17 protein-coding genes are annotated in these 16,394 nt (G+C 56.7%); 13 read left to right on the top strand and 4 right to left on the bottom strand.

All coding sequences use genetic code 11. From position 1 onward, the window contains the following. Positions 1–1,000 (bottom strand): glucokinase (locus VK725_RS12325; protein WP_325318351.1); only part of this gene is annotated, 1,000 nt, incomplete at its 3' end. Between the two features lie 491 nt (positions 1,001–1,491). Between VK725_RS12325 and VK725_RS12320 the strand changes: the two genes are divergently transcribed. The 6 genes from VK725_RS12320 (at position 1,492) to VK725_RS12295 (ending at position 6,279) form a co-directional block, all read left to right on the top strand. Then, positions 1,492–1,854: an ArsR/SmtB family transcription factor gene (locus VK725_RS12320; RefSeq protein ID WP_325318350.1), complete on the top strand. Its 363-nt coding sequence runs from the start codon at positions 1,492–1,494 to the stop codon at positions 1,852–1,854. Then, positions 1,832–2,332, top strand: coding sequence for an SRPBCC family protein (locus VK725_RS12315; RefSeq protein ID WP_325318349.1), 501 nt, complete (start codon positions 1,832–1,834; stop codon positions 2,330–2,332). Before VK725_RS12320 ends, VK725_RS12315 begins: the two co-directional genes overlap by 23 nt. Before the next feature lie 36 nt (positions 2,333–2,368). Then, entirely contained in the window at positions 2,369–3,307 is a 939-nt protein-coding gene (locus VK725_RS12310; RefSeq protein ID WP_325318348.1) for an alpha/beta hydrolase, read from the top strand. A 322-nt stretch (positions 3,308–3,629) separates the two neighbouring features. After that, on the top strand, positions 3,630–4,271 hold the full coding sequence (locus VK725_RS12305; RefSeq protein ID WP_325318347.1) for a hypothetical protein: 642 nt from the start codon (positions 3,630–3,632) through the stop codon (positions 4,269–4,271). A 323-nt stretch (positions 4,272–4,594) separates the two neighbouring features. Then, positions 4,595–5,521, top strand: a complete 927-nt coding sequence (locus tag VK725_RS12300) for an ABC transporter ATP-binding protein (RefSeq protein ID WP_414648497.1) — start codon at positions 4,595–4,597, stop codon at positions 5,519–5,521. Beyond that, complete coding sequence (locus VK725_RS12295) at positions 5,518–6,279, top strand: ABC transporter permease (protein WP_325318345.1); 762 nt, start codon at positions 5,518–5,520, stop codon at positions 6,277–6,279. Before VK725_RS12300 ends, VK725_RS12295 begins: the two co-directional genes overlap by 4 nt. A gap of 239 nt (positions 6,280–6,518) precedes the next feature. Here the strand turns inward: VK725_RS12295 and VK725_RS12290 are convergent, their stop codons facing one another. After that, positions 6,519–6,875, bottom strand: a complete 357-nt coding sequence (locus VK725_RS12290) for a helix-turn-helix domain-containing protein (protein WP_325318344.1) — start codon at positions 6,873–6,875, stop codon at positions 6,519–6,521. A gap of 190 nt (positions 6,876–7,065) precedes the next feature. Between VK725_RS12290 and VK725_RS12285 the strand changes: the two genes are divergently transcribed. The 3 genes from VK725_RS12285 (at position 7,066) to VK725_RS12275 (ending at position 8,560) form a co-directional block, all read left to right on the top strand. Continuing rightward, the gene (locus VK725_RS12285; protein ID WP_325318343.1) at positions 7,066–7,377 is read left to right on the top strand and encodes an antibiotic biosynthesis monooxygenase family protein; all 312 of its coding nucleotides are present in this window, start codon (positions 7,066–7,068) and stop codon (positions 7,375–7,377) included. Between the two features lie 103 nt (positions 7,378–7,480). Further along, complete coding sequence (locus VK725_RS12280) at positions 7,481–7,960, top strand: VOC family protein (protein ID WP_325318342.1); 480 nt, start codon at positions 7,481–7,483, stop codon at positions 7,958–7,960. 201 nt (positions 7,961–8,161) lie between these two features. Next, positions 8,162–8,560, top strand: coding sequence for a RidA family protein (locus tag VK725_RS12275; RefSeq protein ID WP_325318341.1), 399 nt, complete (start codon positions 8,162–8,164; stop codon positions 8,558–8,560). Positions 8,561–8,725: 165 nt separating this feature from the next. Here the strand turns inward: VK725_RS12275 and VK725_RS12270 are convergent, their stop codons facing one another. Then, the gene (locus tag VK725_RS12270; protein ID WP_325318340.1) at positions 8,726–10,099 is read right to left on the bottom strand and encodes a cytochrome-c peroxidase; all 1,374 of its coding nucleotides are present in this window, start codon (positions 10,097–10,099) and stop codon (positions 8,726–8,728) included. A gap of 172 nt (positions 10,100–10,271) precedes the next feature. Beyond that, on the bottom strand, positions 10,272–12,014 hold the full coding sequence (locus tag VK725_RS12265) for an alkaline phosphatase family protein (RefSeq protein WP_325318339.1): 1,743 nt from the start codon (positions 12,012–12,014) through the stop codon (positions 10,272–10,274). A gap of 528 nt (positions 12,015–12,542) precedes the next feature. Between VK725_RS12265 and VK725_RS12260 the strand changes: the two genes are divergently transcribed. The 4 genes from VK725_RS12260 to VK725_RS12245 all read left to right on the top strand — a co-directional run bounded on the left by VK725_RS12260 (position 12,543) and on the right by VK725_RS12245 (position 16,048). Continuing rightward, complete coding sequence (locus tag VK725_RS12260; protein ID WP_325318338.1) at positions 12,543–12,947, top strand: DUF2251 domain-containing protein; 405 nt, start codon at positions 12,543–12,545, stop codon at positions 12,945–12,947. 193 nt (positions 12,948–13,140) lie between these two features. Beyond that, positions 13,141–13,905 carry a hypothetical protein gene (locus VK725_RS12255; protein ID WP_325318337.1) on the top strand — a complete coding sequence of 255 codons (765 nt, stop codon included), beginning with the start codon at positions 13,141–13,143 and terminating at the stop codon, positions 13,903–13,905. Positions 13,906–14,120: 215 nt separating this feature from the next. Further along, positions 14,121–14,549 carry a hypothetical protein gene (locus tag VK725_RS12250; RefSeq protein ID WP_325318336.1) on the top strand — a complete coding sequence of 143 codons (429 nt, stop codon included), beginning with the start codon at positions 14,121–14,123 and terminating at the stop codon, positions 14,547–14,549. Positions 14,550–15,049: 500 nt separating this feature from the next. After that, the gene (locus VK725_RS12245; protein ID WP_325318335.1) at positions 15,050–16,048 is read left to right on the top strand and encodes a hypothetical protein; all 999 of its coding nucleotides are present in this window, start codon (positions 15,050–15,052) and stop codon (positions 16,046–16,048) included. Positions 16,049–16,394: the final 346 nt, after the last annotated feature.

The following is a 16,394-nucleotide window of genomic DNA, read 5'->3' as shown; positions in this document are numbered from 1 at the left end:
CACCACCTGCTACGGCATGCCGTAGCGCTCCCGACATGCCATGCCTCAGGTACCACTGCGCAGCGCCCTGCACACCGTGGTGGCCATGCTCCGTTACCCATACTGGCACTTGCGACAACAGCGCGCGCGCGCTGCGACCGTGCAGGAATCGCTCCTCGAAAGCGCTGCGCTGAAGCAGCTCGAAGATGGAAGACAGAAAGCCGCCGGCTAGATACACGCCGCCTGTTGCCATGAAGGCCATCGCGAGATTGCCGACGAAGCTTCCAAGCGAAGCACATAAAATTTCCACAGCTTCGACGGCGTGCGCATCGCTACAGGCAACGGCTGCCGTCGTGACGGCTTCGGGCGTCGCCAGCTTCGGCGTTACCCCATGCAGCGCGCACAGGGTTGCGTAGAGGGTCAGCAGGCCGGGGCCCGACACGATGTGTTCAAACGCCACGTAACCGCCATTCGGCGCGAGATGCGCGAGAACCTCGCGCTCGCGAACCGAATTCGGTGCGAAATCCATCTGGCCAGCTTCCGTCGTTAGCACGAAGCCGCCGACAGGACCGGGAACGTGCGCCGCCGCGCCAAGGCCAGTGCCCGGTCCGATCACCAGAGTCAGGCCGCTGGAATGCGTTTGCGGCCCGCAAAGGTGGCGGCCGCCGTCGGCAAGAGGGCCATCGAGCGCGTAGGCCAGCGCCTCGAAGTCGTTGAGTACGGCAACCTCGTCCAGGCCCAGCGTTTGACGCAACTGCGCCAGGTGGATGGGCCAGGCGAGGTTGTCGTTAACGACCTCGTTGCCCACTATCTGGCCCGCGCAAGCGAGCACGCAGTGCTTCACGGGGACTCGCACATCGGCATCGACAAAGGCTTGCAACAGCTCCGATAGCGTGGAGAACTCCGCGCACGCGAAGACGCGGTAGGCGAGCGTTTCGACCCCGCCGATCGCATCGCGCGAGGCGCGCATCAGCGCAACACGGGCATGAGTGCCGCCAATATCGGCCGCCAGAAACGGCATTGCCGCTATCCCCGCCGCTCGGTCCGAATGATCCATTGCCACGTCCAGCGACCCCTCGCTGTGGAACTGTTACCAGCGTGTGACGTAATTGACACCGGTGTCAAGCGGTGACGCAACATGTTACGAGAAAGGCCTAGGGGTACAGCTATCGCGCATGCCGCTCAGGACGGAGGCTCAGGTTCTCGCGATCAGGGACAACGCCAATTGCATCGCGTTGCCATTCAAATGGCGGCCAAATGCTGTGTTCTAGCTGAAATTGGCCCATAGAGCAGGGCGATTAGGGAGCGTTATGCGGGTAGGGCCAGCGTCTGCTTTCGATCCTGAGGAGTCATCCGACGTCTTGATCTGAACTGCCACAAAGCCGCCGGCCGGAGCTCTGCTCACGCTTGGCATGCGCAGTTTGGGTTCGGAGCGGGAGAGGAGCTACGTGCAATTTGTGCTCGCGGGTCATCCGCTTGTAAATCACCCATGCGTGCCTTACAGTGAACCATATGGTTCACTATCAAACCCGCCTCGACACAACGTTCGCCGCGCTCTCCGATGTCACCCGACGCGGCGTGCTGGAGCAGCTCGGGGGTTCAGACGCCTCCATCACCGACCTTGCCCAACGGTTTCACATGACCCTTACGGGCATGAAGAAACACGTCAGCGTCTTGGAGCAGGCCGGGCTCGTGATTACCGAGAAGGTCGGGCGCGTACGAACCTGCAAGCTCGGACTGCGCCGGCTGGAAGAAGAGGCCGCGTGGATCGAGCAGCACCGCCAACTGTGGAGTGCACGCTTCGACGCGCTGGACGAGCTTGTCGAACACTTGAAATCTAAGGAGAAGGCAGATGCCCAACGAAAAAGAAGGTAGTTCCGCCGTCATGAACCGCACCGTCGTGCAACGCAAGTCCGACCGCGAACTCGTCGTGACGCGGACGTTCAATGCCCCCGCACACATCGTCTTCGAAGCGTGGAGCAAACCCGAATTGTTCAAGCAGTGGTGGGTTCCGAAGTCGGTGGGCATGTCGATGCTCTCGTGCGACATGGATATTCGCACCGGGGGCACGTATCGCCTCGTGTTCAGCCATCCAGCCTTCGATCAACCGATGGCATTCTTCGGCACGTACAAAGAAGTAACGCCGCACAAGCGTCTCGTATGGACGAACGAAGATAGCGATCAGGGCGCCGTGACCACGGTGACGTTCGAAGAAAATGACGGCAAGACGCTGGTTACCTTCCACGAACTCTATCCCACAACAGCGGCCCTCGAGGAAGCGCTCGCCGGTTCGGCAGAAGGCCTGCCTGAACAGTTCGCGCAGCTGGATGAGTTGCTCGCAGGCAGATCGTGACCACACCGCGGCCACGGATGTATGGAAGAGATAGCGATGAAACACACGATCATCGCTGCGCTGGCCAGTTCGACGCCACGTGAGGGCGATATGCTCAGACGAGATTTCCTGAAGACTGCCATAGCGACCGCAGTGCTGACTGCGGTCCTTCCTGTTCAAGCCAAGGAGACTCTAGCTATGTCGAACGAGCATTTTGCCGACGTCAATGGTCAGCATCTCTTTTACAGCGTGCATGGCACCGGGAAGCCGCTCATTCTTCTCCACGGTGGCATCAACCCAGACAGCTTCGGGAGCAATCTGGCTGAACTGGCCAAGGGCCGGCAGGTGATCGCCGTCCATCTCCAGGCACACGGGCGCACGCCGGACACTGACAGGCCACTGCGCAGTGAAACGATGGGCGACGACATTGCGGCGCTGATCGGCCATCTGAACCTCGGCAAGGCCGACGTCATGGGCTACTCGCTGGGCTCCAGCGTCGCGCTGCAGACCGCTATCCGCCATCCGGACGTGGTCGATCGGCTCGCGCTCGTGTCCGTGGCGATGAAGCAGGACGGCTTTTATCCGGAGGTAGTGGCGGCCTTCAAACAGTTGGAAGCCAACGCTGTCACACTCGGCCCCGGCGTCAAGGCATCGCCGTTAGGGAAGGCCTATCCCGATGTCGATTGGACCAACCTCTTCAGGAAGGTCGGTGACCTCACCAAACGCCCCTTCGACTGGAGCGCCGACGTCGCCAAGCTTCACACACGCACACTACTGGTCTTTGCCGACGCTGACGCCATCCGGCCCGAACACATGGTCGAGTTCTGGAAAGCGCTGGGAGGCGGCCAGCGCGATGCCGGGATCGATGGCGCCCTGCGGCCCGCAAACCAGCTCGCAATCGTGCCGAACACCACCCACTACACGCTCCCCGTCGACCCGATGCTGCCGGAGATCGTCGGACGCTTCCTCGGATCTGCATTGAAGGCAGTAGGTTAGAGGCCCGCGAAGCGCTCACGGAGCTATCAGCGCGAGAGCATTGCGTGTGTCCTGCGTGTTTGAACAATCGTACATGCGACTGCGGATACGCGCGTGCCGAAACGCAGTCATGAACTCGGATCGATATGTTGACTGCTCGTCTTTACGTGGTTTGCTTGACCCTTCCTTTCTTCCTGCCCGGTAGTTGTCGTCTTAGCTACTGAGACAGGGCAATGCTTTAGTCAAAAGTCACGGGGACGCTGCGACTGAGAGTCAACAGCGGCTCAGCGCGCGCAGTCGCCGGAGAATGTGGCTTCCATCTGAGCACTACATACAATCATCTATGAGCAGCTCCTACATCGATCCAACGCTTGTTTTCGCATGGCAAACAGCGCATTCCATCGCTCGGGGATCCCCGCCCCCTGTTCACGATCGCGGCGGCTTCCGAGTAGATACCGACTCGGAAAAGGAAGTAAAACGCTGGGTATTTCCACAGCAATGTGATGGGTTGCGCGCGATCGCGCATGACGTTGCAGCTCCACGCCATTACTTAAAGCTGTGTGGCACGAACGAAGAACTGCGAAGTGCGCTACCCGCTCGCTGGGAGGTCCAGCCAGAAAACTATTTTATGATGGCGGCAGTGACTCCTATCGATACAAAGCCTCTGCCGAATGGATACAAGATGGAGCTTCGTCAGACTGGGCCTGTCACTCAAGCCCGCGTCATCGCGCCGGACGGTGCTCTGGCTGCCAGCGGATGCGCGGCAGAATCTGCAGATGTCTTCATTTATGATCGAATCGAAACTGCGCAGGATCACAGACGAAAGGGATTGGGTATTGCGGTGATGATCGCTCTTGGAACTGCGAGGAAATCTCTCATAAGCCCGCAGCTTCTAGTCGCGACGGGAGAGGGCCGTAACCTCTATGCGAGCATGGGTTGGACAGTACTCGCACCATTCGCCGCTGCAACAATTCCGGAAAGTTGAACCTATAAGCGGATTGATCTCGTGGTACGGCCACGCTCACTAACAGTAAGGTCGTTGGATCTGCCACGTATCGCATAGGCTGATTGAGCCCCAGCGGTGCGCCAACTCGTCGATGAAAGAGGGCGATGAGTTGACGTTGACGTCCGCAACCCAACGCGGACTTTTGGAAAACGCAAAGGTCGATCACGCAGGATGCACGTTTTCTTGGACAACCTTAGTTCGGGCGCGTGGCCTCTAAATGAAAGTGTTTCCTACCAAGCTTAGAATGCGTGTTTGACACTTAGTTAAATCCTAGGAATATCATGAGCGAACACGCCAGCCCGATCCCGCATGCGGTTTCAATTCGCGGTGTGAGCAAAACGTACAAGGGTGGTTTTCAGGCGCTGAAGTCCGTCGACCTTGATATTCGACGCGGGGAAATCTTCGCGTTGCTTGGCCCCAATGGTGCCGGCAAGACCACCTTGATCAGCATCATCTGCGGCATCGTCCAGCCCAGCAGCGGCACGGTCACAGCGGACGGACACGACGTGCGTCGTGACTATCGTGCAGCGCGCATGAAAATCGGCCTGGTACCCCAAGAGCTGTCGACCGATGCGTTTGAGACCGTGTGGGCGTCGGTCCGTTTTAGTCGAGGATTATTCGGGCGCACGCGCAACGACAAACATATCGAAAAGGTTCTTCGCGATTTGTCGCTATGGGAAAAAAAAGACGCCAAAATCATGACCTTGTCCGGCGGCATGAAACGGCGTGTGTTAATTGCCAAGGCGCTGGCGCATGAACCGGACATACTATTTCTCGACGAGCCCACGGCCGGTGTGGACGTAGAATTGCGGCACGATATGTGGCGCATGGTACGCACCCTGCGCGATACCGGCGTCACGGTGATTCTTACCACTCACTATATCGACGAAGCGGAAGAAATGGCCGATCGCGTGGGCATCATCACGCGTGGCGAACTCATCCTGGTCGAAGAAAAACATGCGCTCATGCAAAAGCTGGGTAAGAAGCAGCTGGCCATTAATTTGCAAAGACCGATGGGGACGCTCCCCGATGAACTTCGCGAATACGCATTAGAGCTTGCCGACGCAGGAGCAACACTTATCTATACGTATGACATCAAGAGTGAGGACACCGGCATCCCTTTGCTGCTGCGAAAACTGGAGGAGCTTGGCGTGGATTTCAAAGATCTCCATACACTGGAGACGTCACTTGAGGACATCTTCGTGAACCTCGTGCGGGGCACTCCATGAACATTCCCGCGATTCGCGCCATTTATCGTTTCGAGATGGCTCGCACATTTCGTACGCTCACGCAAAGCATCGTGTCGCCGGTACTTTCGACATCGCTTTACTTCGTCGTGTTCGGTGCCGCTATTGGTTCACGCATGGGCGATATTGGCGGTACGAGTTATGGGGCATTTATCATCCCTGGGCTCATCATGCTGTCGCTACTTAACGAAAGTATCTCCAACGCATCGTTCGGGATCTATCTTCCAAAGTGGTCGGGTACCATTTACGAGTTGCTTTCGGCACCTGTTTCGCCGTTCGAAGCAGTGCTCGGTTACGTTGGAGCAGCGTCCACCAAGTCCGTACTGCTCGGCATGCTGATCTTGCTTACGGCACGCCTATTCGTTCCCTACAGCATCATTCATCCACTATGGATGCTCGCCTTCCTGTTGCTTACCGCTGTGACATTCAGCCTGTTCGGTTTCATTATCGGACTGTGGGCCGATGACTTTCAAAAGCTACAAGTCATTCCACTCATGGTGGTCACCCCCTTGACGTTCCTTGGCGGCGCCTTCTATTCCATCGGAATGCTTCCGCCGATTTGGCAAAAAATCGCGCTATTCAATCCGGTGGTTTATCTCATCAGTGGATTCCGCTGGAGTTTCTATGGCCATTCCGACGTCAACGTTATCGTGAGTGTTGGTATGACGGCACTATTTCTATTGCTATGCGCCGTGGCGGTTGGATGGATTTTTCGTAGCGGCTACAAGCTCCGTTCGTAGCGATGGCGAATTGACAAGTTGACCGTCATTGATGGATCAGGACCTGTACCGAGATCGTGAACCGCCAGATTGATAAAACGTCCGACTTCGACCCAAAGCAAACACGTTTGGCCCCACTTTCCGGAGCTGATCTGACAGCTTCCGAGTGGCGCTTTAGTCGGTGCTTCGGCTACTACAATCCATGAACAGCGGAGTTGCGATATCGGTTTGTCGTATCGGAGTCAGTTAGCACGTCTGACTTAGGTGCGGCGACTCGTTTCCAGCGCGATATCATTGGTACGTTCGCCATGCAGTTTCCCCCACTGTGCCAACGCATTCAGCGAGGGACGAAGGGTCTCTCCCAGCGGCGTTAGCGCATAACCCAAGTGCATGTCCTTCTCCGCATCATTGCGTATCACCATGCCATCGCGTTGTAGTTGTTTCAGCTGCTGGTGGAGTACTTTGTGCGCAATGCCGGGCAGGGCCGTCTGCAGCTCATTGAATCGCTTGGCGCCCGAGGTGAGCTCCCACAGGATGGCTGGCTTCCACTTGCCTGCGATCACTTTCAAGGTGAGTTCGACCGGGCAGACATAGGTGACATGTTCCAGCAGAGACATGGCAAAACCTCTTCATCTGAGTCAACCTTTCCAACCAAGTAACACGTGCCGTTGTGTGAGGGCTGCGGCTAAGAAATGCGAAATATCTGGAGCAAGATAGGTCCCAGAGGTTACCAAATGGTGCGTATCGCGCAATCTGCATACAAAACATAATGTGCCCACAGTCCATGACCTATCACGGAGAACGGACATGATCGTTGAGTACATCCGTTATAAATTGCCCGCGGTGACGTGCTCTGCATTTGAGTCAGACTATGCACGTGCCGCCTCTAGCCTCGCGGCCAGCGCGTTCTGCCTTGGATACGAATTGAGCCGATGCACGGATGAACCGGGCACGTATGTGCTTCGTATCCGTTGGACCTCGGTCGAAGACCATATGCAGGGATTTCGCCGCAGCGAGCACTTCCCACCTTTCCTAGCCGCCATACGGCCTTACGTGCCTCAGATCGAGGAAATGCGCCACTACGAGCTCACCGCCGTAGCAGGGGGTGTTTCTGATTGAGGCCGTATGGACCGCAATGAACTGCACGGCGGTCCATGGTGGGAACCCGTAGTAGACCGATCTCATCAACGCTTGATCGATTGCAAATATGAGGAGAGTAACGATGAACAAGAATACGATCTGCCTTTGGTACGACCATGACGCAGAAGAGGCTGCGCGCTTTTACGCTCGGACGTTTCCCGACAGCGCGGTTGGCGCGATGCATCGGGCACCGTCTGACTTTCCGGGTGGCAAGGCGGCCGATATTTTGACGGTCGAGTTCACGGTCTGCGGCGTGGCGTGCCTTGGCCTCAATGGTGGGAACACGTTCAAGCACAACGAGGCGTTCTCTTTTCAGATCGCCACTGACGACCAGGCGGAGACCGACCGTTATTGGAACGCGATTGTCGGTAATGGCGGCACGGAGAGCGCGTGCGGTTGGTGCAAGGACAAATGGGGCCTGTCGTGGCAGATCACGCCGCGCATCCTGACCGACGCGATGGCGAGGGGCGGCGATGTGGCAAAGCGCGCGTTCAAGGCGATGATGGAGATGCGGAAGATCGATGTTGCGAAGATCGAGGCAGCGGTGCGCGGTGAGGAATGAGCCTTCAACTTCCAATCAATTCTTCGAGTAGCTGAGCGCAAAAATCCACCTATCAGGCGTTTAACTTAGACATTCGTGTCTGCTTCCGACCCAAATCAGATATTCCTCAATACTTAGGATTCTCTGCCAAGAACAGTAAGAGATTAGCAGCTCAAACTGACAAGACAGGTCGTTGCCAATCGCACAGAAGGTCGCAAACAAATGACGCTCGAATGCATCAATCCCAGGGATCTGCCCACTCCGCAAACGTACACTCAAGTCGTCGTCGCGACGGGTACCAGGCTGATATTCGTCGCCGGCCAGGAGCCCGAAGACGTCCACGGTAAACTTGTCGGCCGAGGTGATTTGGCGGCGCAGGCGCGTCAAGTGTTCGCCAACCTCGGCCGAGCCCTTACAGCCGCAGGTGCTGCTCCCAAGCACGTAGCCAAAATTACGATCTACGTCGTCAACTACAGACGCGACGAACACTTACCGATCATCGAAGCGGCTCGGGTGGTGCTGTTCGGGGATCACAAGCCGGTCGATACGCTGGTGGGAGTTACGGCGCTATCTCCCGACTATCTGATCGAGGTTGATGCGATTGCGATCGTCGATGGTTGAGAACAATCCTGCAGGCATCTGCATGAACATCTGCAATGCCGAGAATAACCTAGCGCGAATTCGCGGCGATTCTGGCCATGTCATTAAATTATCCGGCGTCAGCCAATTTTAGTTGGATAACGCACAAACCTCTGGGTCGGGCGAGCTTAATTTCCAGAGGTGTACTTATTTGAGGTGGCGCTGGCCGTCGTCCAGTGTATGGAGGAAGGTGATGATGTCTTGGATATCCTGCGCAGTGAGCGGCGGCGGATCGCCAACGTGACGATCGAAGGGTGCGTCGGTGGTATCCACGTTGCTCTGATAAACCGCGGGTATATCGTTGTATAACTCCAGCTTGCCGTTTGCATCGTGTGGATAGATCTTTTCGGGCGCGACGCTGCGCAAATTGTAGAAATCCATTACCTGTTTAAGCGTGTGATAGGCGCCGTTGTGAAAGAACACCGCTCGCTTGTCTACGTTGCGCAGCGTGGGTGTGAGGAACATGCCGCAGTATTGCGTCTGGTGTGCGAGATCCTTGCGAAACGGGCCGCAAATACCGAGATCGTAGTAGTGCGCATCCCGGTTCAGCACCAACGTGTTGTTGCGAGGTACGCCCAATGCTTCGTATTGCGTATCGGTAAACAACGGAGGTAAGCCATCACGACTCGGCTGGCTGAGGTGGCAGCCGGCGCAGTTGCCTTTCTTCGGATCGTTGAAAACGCGCAGCCCGCGCAGTTCCGCCGGTGTCAGTCGTGCCTGTCCTTGCAACCATGCGTCGTACTTGCTGGTGAACGGATGAAAAGACGGATCCTCGATCTGAAAGCGGCCGATGGCGAACATGGCCTCGGAAACCAGCTGCTGCGGATCGTTGACAATGCCAGGCCCGAACAACAGGGTGAACGATTGGCGATAGCGGCTGTTTACCAGTTTGTGTGCCACTTCATCGACGCTGCTATTCGCCATTTCCACTGGATTGAGCAGAGGCAAATAGGCCTGCCGTTGCAGTGAATCGGCACGGCCATCCCAGAACAAGCCGCCTTGCGCCACCATGGCAGGCGCAGCAGGTGCCACGCCTGCTTGCTTAGTTGCCCGCGAATCGCCGCGCACGGATGCGGCGATCGCATTGAGGTCGGGCGCTACGTCGTTATCGGCTGCATCCGGCCCAATGCTGAAAGGTGGTTGCCGATACAAATACGCCAGCGAAAGCGGCGGCCGATACCCGGCCTGATGCAGATCCTTGCCACCCTTTTGCACGGTCAGTGCGTTGGGCGGGTTGTAGCCGTATGCGGGGCTATGGCAAGAGGAGCACGACTGCCGTCCGGAGCCCGACAGTACCGGATCGAAGAACAGCGATTTGCCGAGCTGCGCAACCGCGCTCAGCGGGTTCGCCTGCGGCAGTTTCAAATGGATCGGATGCGGATTGATGCCGCTATTGTCAGCAGCGTCGCTTTGCGGCTTCGTGGCTTGGTTGATAAACGCGTAGCTCGTGAGGCAACTGCATGCGCAAGCCACACCAAGCAGAACTTTGAACAGACGAAAGTGCTTACGTTGTGCTTGCATGCGTGATGTCGGGGAATCCGAGGTCAAAGGCATGTCCAAGGCAATAGCGTGATGGAATGCGATGCGGCCGTGGAAAACATTCCTGCTCCGCAATATATCGCGGAGCAGGAATGGGCTTCATTCGCCATGTGCTGGGCTCGGATCAGGCAATGATCCGGCGCCGAGCCTGCGATCAGGAATGCCAGGGGTTACGTTTGTCGATGATCGGTGTGCCCTGGTTCGGATCAAGGAACAACGGCGGCGCCAGGTCGAAGCCGCGGCGGTTGAAATCGAACATGCCCATGATGCTGCCGGTGGTGGCATCGCCCGAACCCTGGCCGATGCGCTCGCCATGCAGCCAGTTGTCCTCGATGAAGCGCACCACCGAAGCCTGCGTGATTTGCGTGCCATCCACATAGTTGACGCGCGCATACGGCGAGATCACCAGGAACGGCGTACGCGTACCGGGGCCGCAGCGGCCGTTGACGGTTCCCCCATTCACGCCCACGCCCGGCTTGGCGCCGCGTGCATTGCAGACGCCCGGAGCGTTGAGCTGGTCGGCGCCGATAACCGTTCCTTGCGGCGTGGTGGAATCAAAGGACGAGGTGGTGGGTGAGGCATAGCGATGGTCGTACCAGCCGTCCGAGTCATCGTAGGTGATGATGACGGCGGTGCTGTCCCAATCGGGTTGCTTCTGCAGGAAGTTGATCACCTTCACCACGAACGATTGCTCATCCAGCGGATCGGAGTTACCCGGATGCGCATCGTTCACCGAGGGCGGCTTGATATAGCTGACCGACGGGAAATTGCCCGACGATACGGCGTTGAAGAAATCGTTCACGTCGTATTCGTGGTGAACAGGCGTAGACGTGCTGTCCTTTTGGTCGGTATAGCCGATCTCGGACGTCGAGGTGGGACGCGTGTGCGCCGGGTTCGACGTGGTGGCGTAATACTGGAACCAGTTGTGGTGCGGCGTGTAGTCGGTCTCGGTGGCATCCAGCACGCTCGAGAAGGTGCTGCGCTTGCAACCGGTGGTGCCGTTTTCGTTCACGGCCGTCAGGTCGAAGCCACCCATGAAACCGCCCCAGGTGATGTGGTGGGCATTGAGCAGGTCGCCGATGTTCTTCGACGTCATCGACACCGTGCTGCTGGTCGAGGAGCACGCGTCAAAGGCCGGATCGGTATCGCCGATCAGGGTCAGGCCGCCTTGGCTGTCGGGTATGGTCGAGGCCGAGCCGAGTACCACCTTGGCGCCGTTGTTGGTGCCCGATACCACGGCAATCGCGCCCGGTGTCGAAGGACCGTAGGTGTCGGTATAAGCGTTGTCGTCCATGGCGAAGTGCTGCGCGTAATTCCACATCGCCGTAACGGTGTTACCGTCGAAGTAACCCATCACAAGACCATGCGTGCCGAATGCGCCGGTGGTGGTCACCGTGTTGTTGCCCGTGAAGGCGGGGAAACGGTCGGCGGCGCCGTTGTCGTACGCGAGCTGTTCCGGTGTGTAGCTGTGGTTCTGGCCTTCGGTGTTGGCCTGGGTGCGATCAAGGCGGAATGGGTTCACCGCATTGACGCCGTTGATGGGGTTGAGCTTATTCGGATTGTCGTTCAACAGTGCCGGGGTGAGGCCGTCAACCTGGGGCGTGAAGGGCTTAGCCTTGAATGCTGGTTCGCCCGGAGGATTCGCCGCCACGGGATAGGTACCGAAGTAGTGATCGAACGAGCGGTTTTCATCGAAGATCACTACGAGATGCTTGATCGGCGTCGCCGTAGGGAGCTGATCTTGTGGCGAGCGGCCACCGCCGTGCCACGGGGAATGCGCAGAGAAATCGGCGCTCTGATTCGAGCTCGGATCGACCTGCGCATAGGCGAGCGAGAATCCCATCAAGGCGATCGACGCAGGCAAGATTGCCTTGCGGAACATACTAAGACTGAACATGTGAAAACTCCTGGAGTGGGTACGACGACACAGGGTTGGAACAGCACCCATTTCTGCGGATTCCCCCTTACGACAGGCCATGGGCCGCGCTGATGGCGCAGTCCTTGGCATGCTCCGAATTGAACCATCTGTATATGAAGGTTCCGGGACAGCCGAACGCATCCGCACACACATCACAGGAACTCAGCCTCACTTTTCGTTTTGATTCGTGCACTTTCTGGCAGGAATGCGCACACCCCTCGATGTGCGTTCAGCCTCTGTATCGTCGCCGCGGTTGGCTTGCCGGGTATTTCCGTCTTCGGATTCGGCCGGAAGTGAGGCTGTAATAATCAGGCCAAATGGCCTGCTTTCGACCTAAAGCAGACCTTCGGGGGCGCAATCGACGTCCGGTTTTACGTCGGATTGTTAGCCGGACGTGGGACAGATAAAGTTCTCATAAGTCAGGATTTTACGGGTCGCGTTCAGCAAGGGCGCATATATGTGTAACCGGATGTCTACGTCCGTCTATTCGGTAGTTAGGGCCTTTTTATGCCAATCGTTGTTACTGCAGCTCAAGATATTCTCGTTGGCCAGCCGGGACACATAGAAGGTCGTGCGCCTGCCGGTGATTACGCTGGGGTATTTGAGGATGATGGTAATACTGGTTATTTCTATGCGCTGGACTACGGCCGAAAGGGGCAACCCATCCAGAATGCATTGCACATCTACAATGTCGGAAACGTCACTGATCGCCATGTGCCATCTCAGGTTAAGATCGGTTGGTCTGCCGACAGCTCAAAGGTCGTGCTTCTTATCAATGGATACCCGCACGGTGTCTTTGACTTCTCCTCAAGGCAGGGCTATTGCCGCACCGGGTTTCCGCAGCCAGCTTCGGATTCTGGTTGGTCGGGCCATCAATGGTCGGAGAGCGCGATACAGCTCTTCTCGCAATAGCCCTAACAATTCATTCAAGCGGACGCACGTACCGCGCGCCGCTTAACTCAGGCGTTAGGTGTCCCAAGATGGCTTCAATAGAGTTTGAGGTTGCAGGGATCACAGGCATAGGTCTTAGACAGCAAATCGGTGGACTATTGCCGCGCAATAAAACCATCAACGTTTGACGTCTAGCAAGAAACGGGGGAGCGGGATGTTCTTTTTTATTCTGTGGGGCAAAAAGGCAATTCGTCGGCGTATGGGATATGTCGCCGATTTCTGTCCGGTGTGCCGCGGTCCGAGACGATTTCAGCTTAGCCGCGTGGCAATGGCTTCGCACGTCTTCTATATACCTTTACGGGAAGAGATGGCGATCGCACATCACCGAATATGCAATGACTGCGGAGTTCAGCTCAAAGCGAATCTGGACGCTTATGAGTCAATATCCAAGCGGCGAGCCGACATCGAAGCACTCCGTAAGCAAACGTACCCACGACTGCTTGATATCTGTGCTGAGCGCTTTCGCATTGAAAACAAGGCCGCGCCTGTGCCGGATACGCTTACCGCCGAGGAGCGTGTCGCACTGATCAAGCAATCTATTATGTTGATGTCACAAGTGGTCGAGCAGCGTTTTTCTTCCACACGCCTGGACAAGGAGACCTGGTTGGCGCTACTCGGAACGGTGATCGTTGTGTTCTTAACGCGTCAGGTTACCGAGTCAATCGCACCTGATCTTGTGCGCCCCGTATTCATGACTTTGCTAGTAGGGGGCGCAATGGTCACTCTCTGGACATTTGCGACAGCTAGTCGCCGATTTATCACCCGTAAGGTTGTGCCACCACTAAGCAATTCGCTCAAACCTTTGCAACCCACTCCTTCGGAGATAAATGCGATCCTTTCGGAGCTCAAGAGCATGCGGTACAAAATCGGTTCGAAATTGAGGTCCGAAGATTTGCTGAATGCCATTCGGGCGTTGTGATGTAACTGCGCCCTGATCAAGCACCTAACTACTCGTCGAAGCGGACGCGCGTACCGCGCGCCGCTTACCTCAGGCGTTAGGTAGACCTTGCCTGAGCGCCATTGGCAATTTCGTCTTCCAAGTGTGGGTCACAAGAAAAATATACCGGTTGTCATAGAGAACTACATCCAGAGTCTGACGGCAAACGAGCCAGCGCGCTAAGTGAGGGGTTCTGTATGAGCATTGACGAACAAATCAACGAATATATCGCTACTCAGCCTGAGCCAAAGCGCAGCGATATGAAGGAATTGCACCGCATCATTCTGAATGTAATGCCGAAGTGCAGATTGTGGTTCCTGGATGGCAAAGACGATTCAGGCAAAATCGTTTCTAATCCTAATATAGGGTACGGAACTCAGACGATTAAGAATGCCAATGGGAAGACCAGAGAGTTCTACCAGATTGGCATCAGTGCAAACACAACGGGGATTTCCGTCTACATCCTTGGAATCGAAGACAGGAAATACTTATCGCAGGCATATGGAAAGGACCTCGGTAAGGCAAAAATAACTGGGTACTGCATTAAGTTCAAAGGGCTGAGCGATATAAGGATAGAGACACTTAAAGCAGCAATACAACATGGCATTGATCAAACAACCATCTAGGATCAGACAACCATCTAGCATGGGTGCCAGAAGAGTCGCTGCACGCGCCTGCAGGTATATCCAGTGTCCGCGTTCGACTGAAGTGGACATTCATAGAAGGAGATTTGTTATGGAAAACGTTTGGCTCCTTCGGCATGTTCATGAGTGGGACGATGGGCAACCGTCATGAAAAAACTGATCGCGACGACCTTGCTCTCGGTAACGTCTTTACCTTGTGTGGCCGTTAACTGCGATGGCGTCGATTGCACCTTATCGGAGGTCATCTAAGGTTGCCTTGGCACCCGCGGCGAGCGAACACCAGACCAGCGGGCATTTAGCCACCTAGGCGCCGGTTTGCTCACTGCGCTTTCTATCAGGGGAACCCTTGATGAAAGAACCTGTCTACCTCAATTAGCCATAACACGCGCGCTGGCGATATGTATAAGTTTTGCGCGGGTAATTGGCTTGAATGAGGTTGTGTCATCGAACATTCCGAGCAAGGCCGACATCAAGGGGAGGGCGTGCGTGCGCGCGGCCTGGCCTTACTCGACAGCGAAACGCGTGAGGCCTTGGGTCACAGGTGGTGGCGACAACCGGCGCTAACGCGTCAGATGCAGGTGCTCGTGCTGGCTTTGGTATTGGCGCTGCACATGCTGTTCGCGCTGATGCTGTGGTCTGCGATGCAGCCCGCACCTGTCGATAGCGATCAGGTGCTGATCGTGCGTCTGCAGGATGGCACCAGCATGCGGCGTACCGCATCGCCGCCTGCGCCACCCACGCTTCCCGAGTTGGTGTCGCCGCAGCACGCGACGACACCACGCGTTCGCCCCGAGTCGCACGAGAAGCCACGTCGTGATGCGATGGTCATGCAAGATCATGAGGCGGCACCTGTGCCGGCGGCTTCCGTGGCCACGCCGGCCGCCACCAGTGTGTTCGCCATGGATGGCTCGATACGGCTACCGCCCGCGCCGATGGATACAAGTGTCAAAGCCAAACCGACCAAGCCCACGGACGATCGTCAGATCATGCAACACGACAGCTACGTGCATTTCAAGCCCACGCGCTTCGATAAATATTTTCCGCCGCCGAACGAGACAGCGGGTGGTGCGGTGGGTCGCCATATAGGCGATGCGATCCAGGCAATCGCCAAAAGCATGTGCGATCCGGCCAAACGCAGTACGGCTTCCAACTTGCTATGTGGCGCGCCTCCGTTGCCGCCGTCGCCCAAGGATGCCGACGAGCGCCTCAATCTACCTTCGCCGTCGCTGGTCGGCGACACGCATCCGGTCAAGCCATTGCCACTGTCGACCTGTATCGCCGAGTACAACGACGGCAAGCCGCTTTCATATGGCTGCCCGATAAACACGCCCGACTTGGCCTTCCAGGCCGAAATGCGTGTATGCATCGATCTGTTCCGTGCAGGCAAGCGCCTCAAGACCTGGTGTCCAGCCGACACGGCCAAGCGCGCAGCCGACGAATCCTCCACGCCAGCGGCTTCCTCTAGCGCGGGTTCGCACTGAGCCCTGAATTCGATTTCCTACGCCCCAGTTTCGAACATCTGGTCGGCCTCGAGACAGTATTGCGAGCGGCAGTTAGGCGAAGAAGGGGATCTCGAGAAAACCTGTCGCCGCCCATTTAACTATGTCATCTACGAGACGCAAAAGATGACATGGTTAGGCGAATGAACTTCTCCCTTGTCGCGATGAGGGAGCGCTATTGTTACCCATTGCGTGTGCCAAGTTATCCGCTGACAAGATCGTCGATGGGTCCGACTGCAATAGGGGAGCGTTATCGCGGGTATATATGCTGTTGCCATGACTTATCTTGATCGCTCGCGGTTTTTTTGTGCATCGCCTGTCTGTATTT

This window comes from Dyella sp., from assembly GCF_035486915.1.
Taxonomy (GTDB): domain Bacteria; phylum Pseudomonadota; class Gammaproteobacteria; order Xanthomonadales; family Rhodanobacteraceae; genus Dyella_B.
The sequence above is the reverse complement of the archived record's forward strand: the minus strand, read 5'-3'. Positions and strand labels throughout refer to the sequence as shown.